Origin of the sequence: Staphylococcus sp. HMSC36A10 (genome assembly GCF_001838845.1) — a bacterium.
Classification (GTDB): domain Bacteria; phylum Bacillota; class Bacilli; order Staphylococcales; family Staphylococcaceae; genus Staphylococcus; species Staphylococcus aureus.
Genome location: NZ_KV839130.1, coordinates 168,870 through 183,735 on the forward strand (window position 1 = coordinate 168,870; position 14,866 = coordinate 183,735).

Here is a 14,866-nt window from a genome sequence, read left to right on the forward strand (position 1 = left end):
TTTTAATCTTCGTCATAAGGACTCTGTTTAACAGGAATCCAAAGCTGAATTTTAGTGAATGGGTCATTAAATGAAATATCGAGAGGGTACACTTCAACATATAAATCATTTCGTTCATATGGCAATGTTAACTGCAAACTTGATTCAATATAGTACCAAGCTTCATTAGTTGCATAATCAATTTCACCTTGTAAATTGAATTTCGCACAATGTTTGCCAGGTAAAAATCGGCTTTCTAAGTGTGCAGGATAACGTTCACTTGGTACACCTACAAATATTTCTAAACCATTTTCAAGAGGACAACTAATAACAAATAGTTCAAATGGACTAACGTCATTATATCGTCGTAACTCTTTAATTTTACCATCAATGAGCAAGTCTTCTAAAAAATCCGGAACATTAAAAGGATGTGACAAATACTTAGTGTCTATAAATCGTGCATATCCAACCAATGAAATATCATCTGTCTCTTCTAATCTGTATGGATAGGGTGTTCTCTCAGTAGTTGATAATTTGATATATAATCGCTCTTGAATTTGTAATTCATCTTTTTTAGTAGAAGCTTGAATAGGTGATACGCCGTGAAAATCACTAAAATCATTTGCAAAATCATTTGAATTTGCATAGTGATATTTTTTAGCGATATCTACAAGTCGTGTAGCACCATTAATCACATCATTTGCAGCGAGTGTCATTTTACGCGCGCGTGCATAAGCTTCTGGAGATAAGCCGACAATCATTTTAAATGATTGATCAAGATGGTATGGCGAAAGACCAACGTAATCACTTAATTCTTGCAAATTGAAAGGCTCTAATAAACGATCTTCAATATAAACAATTGCCTGTTGTATTTGCTTGATAACGTCCAAAACTTTCACTCCAATTAATTCAATCATTTATTTTTATTCTACATTATTTCTATAAATTATACACCCATTTGTTCAATGATTATTAAAATAGTTTTGGGCATTGTAAAATATAATTTCATAATATAGTCTAGAAAAAAAGCGAATGATAGAACAATTGATTTACTTGATTCGTAATCAATCCTTGTCATTCGCTCATTTATTTTTGTTTAACATGTGCGTTTTAATTCAATTATTGAATATCGTCCCACCAATGGTTACCATCACGAGCAAGTAGTAAATCACTTTCTAATGGACCATTAGTACCTGATTCATAGTTAGGGAATTCTGGATCAACCATATTCCATTCATCTTGAATTGCATCAACAAATTTCCATGTTGATTTTAATTCTTCCCAGTGCGTGAAGTTAGTGGCATCACCTTTAAGACAATCGAATAATAGATTTTCATATGCATCTACAGTATTCATTTTATCTTGAGCGCTCATTGAATAAGACAATTGAACAGGTTCAGTTTCGATACCTTGTGTATTTTTCTTAGCATTTAGATGTAAAGATACACCTTCATTAGGTTGGATATTGATTACTAATAGGTTTGAATCTAATAGTTTATCAGTTTCATAGTATAAGTTCATTGGTACTTCTTTAAATTCAACGACAACTTGAATTGTTTTAGATTTCATACGTTTACCAGTACGAATATAGAATGGTACACCAGCCCATCTAAAGTTATCAATTGTTAATTTACCTGAAACAAAGGTAGGTGTGTTAGAGTCATCTGCAACGCGATCTTCATCACGGTATGCTTTAACTTGTTTACCATCGATATAGCCTTCGCCATATTGACCACGAACAAAGTTCTTTTTAACATCTTCAGATTGGAAATGACGCAGTGATTTAAGTACTTTTACTTTCTCAGCACGGATATCTTCACTATTTAAACTAATAGGTGCTTCCATAGCTAATAATGCAACCATTTGTAACATGTGGTTTTGCACCATATCTTTTAGCGCGCCACTTGATTCATAATAACCACCACGATCTTCAACACCTAGTATTTCAGATGATGTAACTTGGATGTTTGAAATATATTTGTTATTCCATAATGGTTCAAACATCGCATTCGCAAAACGTAATACCTCGATATTTTGAACCATGTCTTTTCCTAAATAGTGGTCAATACGATAAATTTCTTCTTCTTTAAATGATTTACGAATTTGATTGTTTAATGCTTCGGCTGATTTTAAATCACTACCGAATGGTTTTTCGATAACAAGGCGTTTAAATCCTCTTGTATCAGTAAGACCAGAAGATTTTAGATAATCAGAAATAACGCCAAAGAATTGTGGTGCCATTGCTAAATAGAATAGTCGATTACCTTTTAATTCAAATTGGCTATCTAATTCATTACTAAAATCTAGTAATTCTTGATAGCTTTCTTCATTACTAACATCATGTCTATGATAGAAGACATGTTCCATAAACGCGTCAATTTTGTTTGTATCTTTTACGTGCTTTTGAATTGATGATTTTACTTGATTACGGAAATCATCATTAGTAATGTCACGACGTCCAATACCGATGATGGCAATATGTTCATCTAAATTGTCTTGTTGGTAGAGATGGAATATTGATGGAAACAACTTACGATGGCTTAAGTCACCAGTTGCACCAAAGATTGTGATTAAACAAGGGATGTGTTTGTTTTTAGTACTCAAGATTAAAACCTCAATTCTTAATTAGATATATGATTTATTATTATAAGATAATCCATTCAGCAGGTCATTCAATATGCTCGACAGTATGCAGTGTCTTAAATGAAATATCGATTCATGTATCATGTTTAATGTGATACTTATTAATGATAAGTATAACGTAATTATCAAAATTTATATAGTTATGTCTACGTTAAAGTTAGAAAAATTAACTAGCAAAGACGAATTTTTAACAGATTTTGATTCAAGTATAAATTAAAACTAAATTGATACAAATTTTATGATAAAATGAATTGAAGAAAAGGAGGGGCATATATGGAAGTTACATTTTTTGGAACGAGTGCAGGTTTGCCTACAAAAGAGAGAAATACACAAGCAATCGCCTTAAATTTAGAACCATATTCCAATTCCATATGGCTTTTCGACGTTGGTGAAGGTACACAGCACCAAATTTTACATCATGCAATCAAATTAGGAAAAGTGACACATATATTTATTACTCATATGCATGGCGATCATATTTTTGGTTTGCCAGGATTACTTTCTAGTCGTTCTTTTCAGGGCGGTGAACAAAAGCCGCTTACATTAGTTGGACCAAAAGGAATTAAAGCATATGTGGAAATGTCTATGAATTTATCAGAGTCACATTTAAACTATCCAATTACATATATTGAAATTGATGATCATCTGACATATCATCATGATGGTTTTACTGTAGAGGCGCATTTACTTAATCATGGTATTCCATCATATGGATATAGAGTAATGGCACCTGAAACTACAGGTACAATCAATGTTGAAGCGTTAAAAAACATTGGTCTTGAACCAGGTCCTAAATATCAAGAAGTAAAATCTCATGATACATTTGAACATAATGGTCAAGTTTATCAATCAAAAGATTTTAGAGGTGAGTCCAAACAGGGTCCAGTTGTAGCAATTTTTGGTGATACAAAACCATGTTCTAATGAACGTGTGATTTCTAGAGATGCTGATGTGATGGTACATGAAGCGACCTATATAGATGGTGAAAAGCATTTAGCCAACAATTATCATCATAGCCATATTGAAGACGTATTTGCATTGATAAAAGAAGCCAATGTTAAACGTACGTTGATTACACATTTGAGCAATCGCTATAATACAGAAGATATAAATGAAATTTATCAAACATTGATACAAAATGAAGATACACCTAATTTTAATTTTGTAAAAGATTTTGATAGTTTTAAAATCTAATGACAAAGTAATAAACAATGCTTGCCAAATAACAATAAATTATAAAAATAACCCGTCAAACACAGTGCTTGCGATGATGCATACATGTGTTGGCGGGTTTGTTTTTATTGGTCTTCTATATTAGAAAGTTCAATACTACGGTCGACGGCAGCGTTTAGACAATCTTCGAAAATAGATACTAAATCATATTGTGACAATGTATCAAGGCCAGCTTGTGTCGTACCACCTTTAGAGGTAATATTTTTTCTTAATTGAGCCATGCTCAAATCTGAACGTTCAATCATCTTACTTGTACCTATAATAAGGTTGCGTATAGATTCTTCAACTTGTTCTTTTTCTAGACCAAGTTTCGTACCAGCTTTAACATATTGCTCGAATACATGATATAAAAATGCTGGGCCGCTTCCGGTGATAGCTGTTACTTGATGTAAATGATCTTCTGATACTTCAATTACAGAACCAAATGCTTTAACTAAATCGTTAATTTCATCTTTAGATTTAGGGTCAAAGTTGTTTGAAAAACTAATGCCAGTAACAGAGTGTCCAACTTGCGCATTTGTGTTTGGCATAATTCTAGCAACTGGATTTTGGCATTCTAATTGTTGTTTAATATAATCAATCGGAATACCTGCCATAATTGAAATGAAGCAATTGTCTTTTGTAATATGTGGTTTGATGCGTGTTGCTAGAGCATCAAAGTCATGTGGTTTGGTACCTAAAAATACATAATCTGCATCTTTTAATAATGTCGCATCATCATAACTATAGTTAACACCTAGTTTTTCAGCGAATGCTTTTAAAGCTTGTTCATTAGATTTATTTGTTAAATATATATCATTGGCATCTAAGTTGCTTGAGTTAATAATTCCTGTAAATATAGCTTGTGCCATATTACCAGCTCCATAAAATACGAGTTTCATTAACGTCACATCCCTTTAGTTTTTGATTTGTATGTTATATTTTCTTATTATTGTATATATATTAGGAAAGATAATCAACTTGTCTCAATTATGTAAAGTTGATAAATTGCATTCTATATAATTGAAAAGGAAGGTTAATTGATGAAAGGACAACATTTTATAGTGACTGGTGGTACGAGTGGTTTAGGTTTATCGATTGTCCGAAAGTTACTAGAAAATAAAGTGCATGTAACGTTGTTGGTGCGTGATGTTGATAAAGCAACTAGAATCTTTGAACAGGAATTGGGGAAAACTATAAATGTTATTCCTTGTGACTTAAATGATTTGAAGTCGATACAGGCACTGCAATTTGAAGACAATACATCATTCGATGGATTCATTTATAGTGCAGGTTTAGGTTATTTCAAATCTATTTCAGACCATAGTTTTTCAGAAATGATTGAAACGTATCAGCTTAATTTAATTAGTTTTAATGATTTATATACTGTGTTGAGACCATATTTAACATCTAACGCACATATTGTAGGTATTTCAAGTCAAGCTGCATTTTCCACACAAGCAAATGCTGCACATTATGGGGCATCGAAAGCAGGGTTTTATGCATTAATGAATGCTTTAAGACTAGAGTCACCAAACTTACATATCATGACAGTTAATGTTGGCCCGATTGATACACCTTTTCATCAAAAAGCCGACCCATCAATGAAGTATGCTAAAAGGATGGGGAAAATTATGCTTGATGCTAATCAGCTTGCAGAAGATATCATTTATGGCATTAAAACAAAACAATTGGAAATTAATCGGCCTAAATGGATGCATCATGCGTTGAAAATGTATCAAATTGCGCCTAGATTTTTTGAACGATGTTTCCCTAAATTATTTAAAAATAAAGCATAAATAGGTGGGATGGCAATGAACTGTCAATCGGAGAGTGTGGTAAGATTTTGTGTACGATATGCGGAACAACTATCAGTGTTTGAAGAATTTACAGTGCTGGATATTTTAGGCGATATTTCTGTAGACCAAATTTCAGACAGTACATTATATTATACTTGTGAAAAATTCAAACTACTTGTGTTGCAAGGAAATGTGCTGGGTGTACAAATAATAACTAATAATGATGAATCAACATGCGAAGTGAAATATAGAAAGATGTTTTAATAAAATTATTAAGAGATGAAGTGGCAGAAGTTTGCTTAAGGCAATGCCGCAAGGCGAAATTACTAAATACTGATGCGTGAGGACAACGCTTTAATTTCTATCATAAGTGAGTAATCATAATCATAAATTATAGCGAATTGTACATAAACAACAGCAGTAAGGCATTTTTATAATGAAACGCCTCATGCTGCTGTTTTTATTACTGAAAATGACTTCTACACTAAATGATTGGTATATTCCAAATCCTTTACACGAGCTCTTGCTGTTTTAATCTGATCTAAACTAACTTTAGTATGATAGTTTTCAATATTTTCTTTTAATTGGTCGACGCTACTTGCACCTACAATGATGGAACCAAGCACGTCATGTGATGTTAAATAACTAAATGTCAATGCAGATAAATTACTTTCAATTTCTTTAATAGAGGCTATTGTTTCACCCAATTCATCATGAGAATAATCAAAAATACCATCTTTAAATTTATTGTCGAGCACATTAACACTGTTTGAAGTTAATAATCCTTTAGACACAGGTCCTCTTGCCAATACTTTAACATCATTGTTGTGAATTGCATCTAATAATGATTCTGGACGATTATCAATCAAATTGAATTGAGACATTATCGTTTCGATTTGACTATGTTTTAAATAATAATCAATTACATTTGGGCGAATAGAAGAAATACCGTAAGCACGTATAATTCCTTCTTGTTTCAATTCATCAAATGCGCTTATTGTTTCGTCTAATGGGTCATCAATGGTTCCGCCATGAAGTTGATATAAATCGATATGATCGATACCTAAACGCTTTAGTGAACCTTTAACTGCCTCTTTAATATAGGATTTACTCGGATCCCATTTTGTACTGCCATCTTTTGTTAAACGATTGCCTACTTTTGTACCAATGACAATATCATCGCGTTGTTGATATTTAAGAAGTGCCTTACCAACAACTGATTCATTTATACCTTTATCGTACATATCTGCTGTATCAAAATAAGTGATACCATTTTCAACAGCACAATCTATAATTTGTTCGGCTTTTTTTAAATCTGTACCTAAACTCATGCAACCTAGACCTAATTCAGATAATGAAATACCACTTTTTAATATATTTTTTTGCATGTCTGTTCTCCTTTCGATACACTTTAGCTAACAAGCATAGTGTATCAATATATAATATGAATTTAAAGGAACGTGATTATAATGGATTTAAATGAAAAAACAATTGATCGAACAGTTATTTATAATGGCAAAATTGTAGATGTAGAAATTCATACAGTGACATTACCAAACGGTGAAACGTCAACAAGAGAATTAGTTTATCATAATGGTGCAGTTGCTGTTTGTGCAGTGACACCTAAAAAAGAAGTCGTATTAGTGAAACAGTATCGTAAACCAGTAGAAAAACCATTGCTAGAAATTCCAGCTGGTAAATTAGAAGATGATGAAGATAGAGTCGAAGCGGCAAAGCGTGAATTAGAAGAAGGTACAGTTCACTTAGATGAAGATGAATTTGTCGAAGTCATTAAAGTTCCGATTGAGAATGTTAAATCGATGCTAATGAATAAAGAAATAGAAGATGCGAAGACTATCATTGCATTGCAACACCTATTATTAAATTATAATCATTCTAAATAACAAATGAGAAAAGCTTGCATTTTATTGAGAAAACTGTTAGTTTTAATTGTGAAGTTTGAAATAATTTGTAATGATTTTAATTATTAGTAGGGGAGTGGACATCGTTGGAAGAACGATTAAATCGCGTTAAGCAACAATTACAACAATCATCATATAAGCTAACGCCACAACGCGAAGCTACTGTTAGAGTTCTAATTGAAAATGAAAAAGATCATCTAAGTGCTGAAGACGTATATCTGAAAGTAAAAGATAAAGCGCCTGAAATTGGCTTGGCGACAGTATACAGAACGTTAGAGTTGTTAGCTGAACTAAAAGTTGTCGACAAAATTAACTTTGGTGATGGCGTCGCTCGTTTTGATTTAAGAAAAGAAGGCGCAAAACATTTCCACCATCATTTAGTATGTATGGAATGTGGTCGTGTAGATGAAATCGATGAAGATTTGTTACCAGAAGTTGAAAATCGAGTTGAAAATGAGTTCAATTTTAAAATTTTAGATCATCGTTTAACTTTCCATGGTGTGTGTGAAACGTGCCAAGCTAAAGGTAAAGGATAGTAAATTGCGTAGGTTAAATTAACCTTCGCTTTTTTTAGAGGTGTGGTTATGGAAACAATTATTGAAGAATATTTGCGTTTTATACAAATTGAAAAAGGACTAAGTTCTAACACAATTGGTGCTTATAGACGTGATTTGAAAAAGTATCAAGATTATATGACTGAACATCATATCTCGCATATTGATTTTATAGATCGACAATTAATTCAAGAGTGTTTGGGGCATTTAATAGACCAAGGGCAATCTGCTAAATCTATTGCGCGATTTATTTCAACAATCCGTAGTTTTCATCAATTTGCTATAAGAGAAAAATATGCGGCGAAAGATCCAACGGTATTATTAGATTCACCAAAATATGACAAAAAATTGCCTGACGTTTTAAATGTTGACGAAGTGTTGGCTTTATTAGAAACGCCGGATCTAAATAAAATTAATGGTTATCGTGATCGTACGATGTTAGAACTTCTGTACGCAACGGGAATGCGTGTATCTGAATTGATACATTTAGAGTTAGAGAACGTGAACTTAATAATGGGATTTGTACGCGTATTTGGTAAAGGCGATAAAGAAAGAATTGTACCATTAGGCGACGCAGTCATTGAGTACTTAACTACTTATATTGAAACGATTAGACCGCAACTTTTAAAAAAGACTATTACCGAAGTCTTATTTTTAAATATGCATGGTAAACCTTTATCGCGACAAGCAATATGGAAAATGATTAAACAAAATGGTGTAAAGGCAAACATTAAAAAGACGTTAACGCCACATACGTTACGCCACTCTTTTGCGACACATTTATTGGAAAATGGCGCAGATTTAAGAGCAGTGCAAGAGATGTTAGGTCACTCTGACATATCTACTACCCAACTCTATACACATGTTTCGAAATCTCAAATTAGAAAAATGTATAACCAATTTCATCCTAGAGCATAAAGTGAACCATAACTCAAAAGTCACAATACACATGACTAAAAATGTCTGTGCTATTGTGGCTTTTTTAAATTGGTTGATTAATTACTTCTATGTTTTCTTAATTGAATCGCTTCTTCTTTTGCTGCAATCACTTCTGAACGATCACGGCGCATGTGATGGTCTACAATAAAAGGATCTGTTGCTGTTTCCTGATTATAATCATAGTCTGGATAGTTGGCCTTGATGATGCGTTCAAAGACTGGAGTTATTGGTAATATAACAGATGAAAAAGGCTTTGCTGCATTCAATTTTGCAATCTGTTGCTCAATTAACAACTGATAATCATTTAAATTAAGGTATAACGTATCTCTGTCTTTAGCATTTTGTATTATTTCTTTAGATTTATTAAAAGACTTATAGGCGCCTTTTAAATTATTGCGGCGATAATGGTAACAAGCAGTTGCAAACAAGATTAAACTAACAACTGCATCTTGCTTACTGTAGTTATTTTCAGCTTTCCATGCATCTTCTAAAATGTCATGACATAGGAAATAATGTTGCTTAGTATGAAATTGATAATAGAAATTTATCAGTGCCTGTTGCATTTTGTTATCACCCCAATTTAAAAGTAAGTTATTTTCATGCTATAATATTTTAGAGAATTATGCACATATGACGCAATACGAGGTAGATATTATGTATGAAGTTAAATTAGATGCTTTCAATGGACCATTAGATTTATTGTTGCATCTTATCCAAAAATTTGAAATAGATATTTATGATATTCCTATGCAAGCATTAACAGAGCAGTATATGCAGTACGTTCATGCAATGAAACAGCTTGAAATTAATATTGCAAGTGAATACCTAGTATTAGCGTCAGAACTCTTAATGATTAAAAGTAAGATGCTATTACCACAATCAACATCAGATATGGATGTTGATGATGACCCACGGGAAGATTTAGTTGGGCGTTTAATAGAATATCAAAATTATAAAGAATATACTGCTATTTTAAATGACATGAAAGAAGAAAGAGATTTTTATTTTACAAAAAGACCGACAGATTTATCTCATTTGGAAACAGATGAATCTTGGGATCCAAATCATACGATTGATTTAACTGAATTAATTGTAGCTTATCAAAGAGTTAAAAATAGAGTTGAGTTAAATACACCTAAATCTGTTGAAATCCGAAAAGAGACATTTACCATTCAACAAGCTACAGAACAAGTGACATCGAGATTGAAAGATAAAGATCATTTTAACTTCTTTAGTCTGTTTACGTTTTCTGAGCCAATTGAACAAGTAGTCACTCACTTTTTAGCTATTTTAGAGATGTCAAAAGCAGGAATAATTAATATTGAGCAACAACGTAATTTTGAAGATATTAACATTATTAGAGGAGTGAACTACCATTTTGGATAATCATGGTATATTAGAGTCGCTTTTATTTACAGCTGGCGATGAAGGTTTAGATGAAAAACAACTATTAGAAATATTAGATATGTCGAAAGACCAACTCGTTGAATTAATTGAAAATTATTCATCACATGGATTAATGATACAACGATTTGGAACGACGTATGTTTTAACGACTAAAAAAGAAGCGGCAACGTATATTGAACAATTAATTGAACAAAAGTCACAAATGAAATTATCACAAGCAGCAATGGAAGTACTATCAATTATTGCTTATAACCAGCCATTATCAAGAAGTGATATTGAATTAATTCGTAGTATCAATTCAGATGGTGCAGTTAAGACATTGATTGCCAAAGGACTAGTTGAGGCTAAAGTGGTTAATGAACAGCGTAGCCAACAGTTAATTACTACTGATTTATTTTTAAATGTATTTGGTATTTCCAATATAGAAGATTTGCCGACAACTGAAGAAGACGATGAAGAAATGGATGCTTTTTTCAGTAATCTAGTCAATCAAAAAGGAGAAAATAATGACTAAAGAATTAGAACGATTACAAAAACGTATAGCTAATAGCGGTTATACTTCAAGACGTAAGGCAGAAACTTTAATTTCTGAAGGAAAAGTGAAAGTGAATGGTACGACTGTCACTGAATTAGGAACAAAAGTGAAGCCATCAGATACGATTGAAGTTGAAGGTATTAAAATAGAACTAGAAGACAAAATTTACATTTTATTCCATAAACCAACTCAAGTGATAACAAGTGTATCTGATGATAGAGGACGTACAGTGGTTACAGATTACTTTAAAGATATAGAAGCACGTATTTATCCTGTTGGTCGTTTAGACTATGATACTTCTGGATTGTTATTACTCACAAATGATGGTGAATTTACTAATTTAATGACACATCCAAGATATCAAATTAAGAAAAAATATGTTGCGAAATTAAAAGGTTATTTAATGAGAGAAGAAGTGAAAGCGCTAGAAAAAGGTATTGAATTAGAAGATGGTATGACGCAACCGGCTGAAGTGAAAGTTAAGAAACAAGATAAAGATAAAAACACAACATTGGTTGAAATTACAATTACAGAAGGTCGTAATCGCCAAGTCAGAAGAATGTTCGAACATTTTGGTCATCAAGTGACGAAACTGTCTCGTATTGAATATGGGCCTTTAAATGTTGTCGGTTTGAATGCTGGTGAAGGACGTGTATTGACGCCTCATGAAGTAAAAGTGATGCGTCATTTAGCAGAACATGGGAAATAATTAAATAAAATATGTATTTATCACAAAGTTTGAGAATTTTTTCACAAAATTTTAGGTTTTTAATAACTGTATGCGCTTTCCTGTGATATAATACTTTTGTAAAGAAAAGCATGTGTGGGAGGTATGACCTGTATGTCGAACGAAATACTTATCGTAGATGATGAGGATAGAATCAGAAGATTACTTAAAATGTATTTAGAAAGAGAATCTTTTGAAATCCATGAAGCAAGTAATGGCCAAGAGGCTTATGAACTTGCAATGGAGAATAATTATGCTTGCATACTACTAGATTTAATGTTGCCTGAAATGGATGGTATCCAGGTGGCAACTAAATTGCGTGAACATAAACAAACACCGATTATTATGTTGACTGCTAAAGGTGAAGAAACAAACCGTGTTGAAGGTTTTGAATCTGGTGCAGATGATTATATCGTCAAACCATTTTCACCAAGAGAAGTAGTCTTAAGAGTTAAAGCACTTCTAAGAAGAACGCAATCTACAACTGTAGAACAAAGCGAACCTCACGCACGTGATGTGATTGAATTTAAACATTTAGAAATAGATAATGATGCACATCGCGTACTTGCTGATAATCAAGAAGTTAATTTGACTCCTAAAGAGTACGAATTATTAATATATTTAGCTAAAACACCAAATAAAGTATTTGACCGTGAACAATTATTAAAAGAAGTTTGGCATTATGAATTCTATGGTGATTTAAGAACAGTTGATACTCATGTTAAACGACTTAGAGAAAAGTTAAATCGTGTGTCTAGTGAAGCTGCGCATATGATTCAAACAGTCTGGGGCGTTGGGTATAAATTTGAGGTTAAATCTAATGATGAGCCGGCTAAATAGTGTCGTAATTAAACTGTGGTTAACTATTATTTTAATAGTGACGACAGTTTTAATTTTATTAAGTATTGCTTTAATTACCTTTATGCAATACTATTTCACACAAGAAACCGAAAATGCCATAAGAGAAGATGCTAGACGTATAAGTTCACTGGTCGAACAATCACATAATAAAGAAGAAGCAATAAAATATAGTCAAACATTAATTGAAAATCCTGGTGGGTTGATGATTATAAATAATAAACATCGTCAATCAACGGCTTCACTTTCTAATATTAAAAAGCAAATGTTGAATGAAGTAGTCAACAACGACCATTTTGACGATGTGTTTGATAAAGGTAAATCTGTTACTCGAAATGTAACGATTAAAGAAAAGGGCTCATCTCAAACATATATTTTGTTAGGCTATCCAACAAAAGCACAGAAGAATAGTCATAGCAAATATAGTGGAGTCTTTATATATAAAGACTTGAAATCAATCGAAGATACAAATAATGCTATTACGATTATCACTATAATTACGGCTGTTATTTTCTTAACAATTACAACAGTCTTTGCGTTTTTCTTATCATCAAGAATTACAAAACCTTTAAGACGTTTAAGAGACCAAGCTACACGTGTATCTGAAGGGGATTACTCTTATAAACCTTCTGTCACAACGAAAGATGAAATTGGTCAATTATCGCAGGCATTTAATCAGATGAGTACAGAAATCGAAGAGCATGTCGACGCATTATCCACATCTAAAAATATTAGAGACAGCTTAATTAACTCTATGGTAGAAGGTGTCCTAGGTATTAATGAGAGTCGACAAATTATCTTATCTAATAAGATGGCGAATGATATTATGGACAATATTGATGAAGATGCTAAAGCTTTCTTATTAAGACAAATTGAAGATACTTTTAAATCAAAACAAACGGAAATGCGTGATTTAGAAATGAATGCACGATTCTTTGTTGTGACCACAAGCTATATCGACAAGATTGAACAGGGAGGTAAAAGTGGTGTTGTTGTGACAGTTCGTGATATGACTAATGAGCACAATCTAGATCAAATGAAGAAAGATTTCATTGCTAATGTATCACATGAATTACGTACACCGATATCATTACTTCAAGGTTATACTGAATCAATTGTAGATGGTATTGTTACAGAACCGGATGAAATAAAAGAATCGCTTGCCATTGTCCTTGATGAATCGAAACGTTTAAATCGTTTAGTTAATGAATTGTTAAATGTCGCACGCATGGATGCTGAAGGGTTATCCGTAAATAAAGAAGTTCAGCCTATTGCAGCGTTACTAGATAAGATGAAAATTAAGTATCGCCAACAAGCTGATGATTTAGGTCTAAATATGACTTTTAATTATTGTAAGAAGCGTGTTTGGAGTTATGATATGGATCGCATGGACCAAGTACTAACGAACTTGATTGATAATGCATCACGTTATACGAAACCTGGAGATGAAATTGCAATTACTTGTGATGAAAATGAAAGCGAAGATATTTTATACATTAAAGATACAGGCACAGGCATTGCACCAGAACATTTACAACAAGTATTTGATCGTTTTTATAAAGTTGATGCAGCGAGAACGCGAGGTAAACAAGGTACCGGTTTAGGTTTGTTCATTTGTAAAATGATTATCGAAGAGCATGGTGGTTCCATAGATGTTAAAAGCGAATTAGGAAAAGGCACAACATTTATTATTAAACTACCAAAACCAGAATAAAACTGAATATAGTTATTTAAGAACGCATGTTATTGATTAGAGACTCTAATTTATAGCATGCGTTTTTTGATTGATGTGGGGAATTTTGTATGTGGATTACGATTTAGGATTTTTGTGAATAACAACTATTAAATATATTACTAATTTATACAAAAATATAAAGTTTGATAAAGTTATTTATTTGATTATAAAAATAGGGTAAAATATAGATATATTGTAATAATTAAATTATTCGAGGTGTCATATGAAAAAATTCATTGGATCAGTTTTAGCTACGACATTAATTTTAGGGGGATGTTCCACGATGGAAAATGAATCAAAAAAAGACACAAAAACAGAAACAAAATCTGTACCAGAAGAAATGGAAGCTTCAAAATATGTAGGACAAGGCTTCCAACCACCTGCAGAAAAAGATGCGATTGAATTTGCGAAGAAGCATAAAGATAAAATTGCTAAACGTGGCGAACAATTTTTTATGGATAACTTCGGTCTAAAAGTTAAAGCTACCAATGTTGTAGGTAGTGGGAAGGGCGTAGAAGTATTCGTGCATTGTGATGACCACGATATCGTATTTAAT

General features: G+C 32.4%; 17 protein-coding genes. 12 read left to right on the top strand and 5 right to left on the bottom strand.

The window, feature by feature from the left end:
* Positions 1-2: 2 nt before the first annotated feature.
* Positions 3-869 (bottom strand): AraC family transcriptional regulator, encoded by an 867-nt coding sequence (locus HMPREF3247_RS12900; RefSeq protein WP_000382586.1) that lies wholly within the window; start codon positions 867-869, stop codon positions 3-5.
* 229 nt (positions 870-1,098) lie between these two features.
* Positions 1,099-2,583 carry a glucose-6-phosphate dehydrogenase gene (gene zwf, locus HMPREF3247_RS12905; protein ID WP_000105076.1) on the bottom strand — a complete coding sequence of 495 codons (1,485 nt, stop codon included), beginning with the start codon at positions 2,581-2,583 and terminating at the stop codon, positions 1,099-1,101.
* A gap of 312 nt (positions 2,584-2,895) precedes the next feature.
* Between zwf and rnz the strand changes: the two genes are divergently transcribed.
* Entirely contained in the window at positions 2,896-3,816 is a 921-nt protein-coding gene (gene rnz / locus HMPREF3247_RS12910) for a ribonuclease Z (RefSeq protein ID WP_000454064.1), read from the top strand.
* Between the two features lie 104 nt (positions 3,817-3,920).
* Here the strand turns inward: rnz and proC are convergent, their stop codons facing one another.
* Positions 3,921-4,736, bottom strand: a complete 816-nt coding sequence (proC, locus tag HMPREF3247_RS12915; protein ID WP_000779748.1) for a pyrroline-5-carboxylate reductase — start codon at positions 4,734-4,736, stop codon at positions 3,921-3,923.
* A gap of 141 nt (positions 4,737-4,877) precedes the next feature.
* On the opposite strand from proC, the gene HMPREF3247_RS12920 reads away from it, so the two are divergent.
* Together HMPREF3247_RS12920 and HMPREF3247_RS12925 are read left to right on the top strand one after the other, a co-directional pair.
* Positions 4,878-5,633 carry an SDR family NAD(P)-dependent oxidoreductase gene (locus HMPREF3247_RS12920; protein ID WP_000678230.1) on the top strand — a complete coding sequence of 252 codons (756 nt, stop codon included), beginning with the start codon at positions 4,878-4,880 and terminating at the stop codon, positions 5,631-5,633.
* 15 nt (positions 5,634-5,648) lie between these two features.
* Positions 5,649-5,897 (top strand): hypothetical protein, encoded by a 249-nt coding sequence (locus HMPREF3247_RS12925; protein WP_000995799.1) that lies wholly within the window; start codon positions 5,649-5,651, stop codon positions 5,895-5,897.
* Between the two features lie 215 nt (positions 5,898-6,112).
* Here the strand turns inward: HMPREF3247_RS12925 and HMPREF3247_RS12930 are convergent, their stop codons facing one another.
* On the bottom strand, positions 6,113-7,021 hold the full coding sequence (locus HMPREF3247_RS12930; protein WP_001171352.1) for an aldo/keto reductase: 909 nt from the start codon (positions 7,019-7,021) through the stop codon (positions 6,113-6,115).
* An 81-nt stretch (positions 7,022-7,102) separates the two neighbouring features.
* On the opposite strand from HMPREF3247_RS12930, the gene HMPREF3247_RS12935 reads away from it, so the two are divergent.
* The 3 genes from HMPREF3247_RS12935 to xerD all read left to right on the top strand — a co-directional run bounded on the left by HMPREF3247_RS12935 (position 7,103) and on the right by xerD (position 9,027).
* Complete coding sequence (locus tag HMPREF3247_RS12935) at positions 7,103-7,537, top strand: NUDIX domain-containing protein (protein ID WP_070866249.1); 435 nt, start codon at positions 7,103-7,105, stop codon at positions 7,535-7,537.
* Between the two features lie 104 nt (positions 7,538-7,641).
* Positions 7,642-8,091: a ferric iron uptake transcriptional regulator gene (locus HMPREF3247_RS12940; RefSeq protein ID WP_000392691.1), complete on the top strand. Its 450-nt coding sequence runs from the start codon at positions 7,642-7,644 to the stop codon at positions 8,089-8,091.
* Positions 8,092-8,139: 48 nt separating this feature from the next.
* Positions 8,140-9,027 carry a site-specific tyrosine recombinase XerD gene (gene xerD, locus HMPREF3247_RS12945; RefSeq protein WP_000447732.1) on the top strand — a complete coding sequence of 296 codons (888 nt, stop codon included), beginning with the start codon at positions 8,140-8,142 and terminating at the stop codon, positions 9,025-9,027.
* Between the two features lie 77 nt (positions 9,028-9,104).
* Here xerD and HMPREF3247_RS12950 read toward each other — a convergent pair whose 3' ends face one another.
* Complete coding sequence (locus HMPREF3247_RS12950; RefSeq protein WP_001183437.1) at positions 9,105-9,611, bottom strand: DUF309 domain-containing protein; 507 nt, start codon at positions 9,609-9,611, stop codon at positions 9,105-9,107.
* A 91-nt stretch (positions 9,612-9,702) separates the two neighbouring features.
* Here HMPREF3247_RS12950 and HMPREF3247_RS12955 point away from each other — a divergent pair, with 91 nt between their 5' ends.
* From HMPREF3247_RS12955 to HMPREF3247_RS14770, 6 genes are all read left to right on the top strand, one after another.
* Positions 9,703-10,434, top strand: a complete 732-nt coding sequence (locus HMPREF3247_RS12955; RefSeq protein WP_000273371.1) for a segregation and condensation protein A — start codon at positions 9,703-9,705, stop codon at positions 10,432-10,434.
* Positions 10,427-10,969 carry an SMC-Scp complex subunit ScpB gene (gene scpB / locus HMPREF3247_RS12960; RefSeq protein ID WP_000368656.1) on the top strand — a complete coding sequence of 181 codons (543 nt, stop codon included), beginning with the start codon at positions 10,427-10,429 and terminating at the stop codon, positions 10,967-10,969. Before HMPREF3247_RS12955 ends, scpB begins: the two co-directional genes overlap by 8 nt.
* Entirely contained in the window at positions 10,962-11,699 is a 738-nt protein-coding gene (locus HMPREF3247_RS12965) for a pseudouridine synthase (RefSeq protein WP_000159577.1), read from the top strand. The genes scpB and HMPREF3247_RS12965 overlap by 8 nt, the downstream gene beginning before the upstream one ends.
* Before the next feature lie 132 nt (positions 11,700-11,831).
* Positions 11,832-12,557: a two-component system response regulator SrrA gene (gene srrA, locus HMPREF3247_RS12970; protein WP_000064078.1), complete on the top strand. Its 726-nt coding sequence runs from the start codon at positions 11,832-11,834 to the stop codon at positions 12,555-12,557.
* Complete coding sequence (gene srrB / locus HMPREF3247_RS12975) at positions 12,538-14,289, top strand: two-component system sensor histidine kinase SrrB (protein WP_000987769.1); 1,752 nt, start codon at positions 12,538-12,540, stop codon at positions 14,287-14,289. Before srrA ends, srrB begins: the two co-directional genes overlap by 20 nt.
* A 244-nt stretch (positions 14,290-14,533) precedes the next feature.
* Positions 14,534-14,866: DUF1672 family protein (locus tag HMPREF3247_RS14770; protein WP_142349157.1), on the top strand; the 333-nt coding region annotated here is incomplete at its 3' end.

What these genes read in the sequence shown, in the direction of transcription:
- rnz (WP_000454064.1), top strand. Translation starts at nt 2,896, where the DNA reads ATGGAAGTTACATTTTTTGGAACGAGTGCAGGTTTGCCTACAAAAGAG.
- xerD (WP_000447732.1), top strand. Translation starts at nt 8,140, where the DNA reads ATGGAAACAATTATTGAAGAATATTTGCGTTTTATACAAATTGAAAAA.
- HMPREF3247_RS12935 (WP_070866249.1), top strand. Translation starts at nt 7,103, where the DNA reads ATGGATTTAAATGAAAAAACAATTGATCGAACAGTTATTTATAATGGC.
- srrA (WP_000064078.1), top strand. Translation starts at nt 11,832, where the DNA reads ATGTCGAACGAAATACTTATCGTAGATGATGAGGATAGAATCAGAAGA.
- HMPREF3247_RS12955 (WP_000273371.1), top strand. Translation starts at nt 9,703, where the DNA reads ATGTATGAAGTTAAATTAGATGCTTTCAATGGACCATTAGATTTATTG.
- HMPREF3247_RS12925 (WP_000995799.1), top strand. Translation starts at nt 5,649, where the DNA reads ATGAACTGTCAATCGGAGAGTGTGGTAAGATTTTGTGTACGATATGCG.
- HMPREF3247_RS12920 (WP_000678230.1), top strand. Translation starts at nt 4,878, where the DNA reads ATGAAAGGACAACATTTTATAGTGACTGGTGGTACGAGTGGTTTAGGT.
- HMPREF3247_RS12965 (WP_000159577.1), top strand. Translation starts at nt 10,962, where the DNA reads ATGACTAAAGAATTAGAACGATTACAAAAACGTATAGCTAATAGCGGT.
- srrB (WP_000987769.1), top strand. Translation starts at nt 12,538, where the DNA reads ATGATGAGCCGGCTAAATAGTGTCGTAATTAAACTGTGGTTAACTATT.
- HMPREF3247_RS12950 (WP_001183437.1), bottom strand. Translation starts at nt 9,611, where the DNA reads ATGCAACAGGCACTGATAAATTTCTATTATCAATTTCATACTAAGCAA.
- proC (WP_000779748.1), bottom strand. Translation starts at nt 4,736, where the DNA reads ATGAAACTCGTATTTTATGGAGCTGGTAATATGGCACAAGCTATATTT.
- HMPREF3247_RS12930 (WP_001171352.1), bottom strand. Translation starts at nt 7,021, where the DNA reads ATGCAAAAAAATATATTAAAAAGTGGTATTTCATTATCTGAATTAGGT.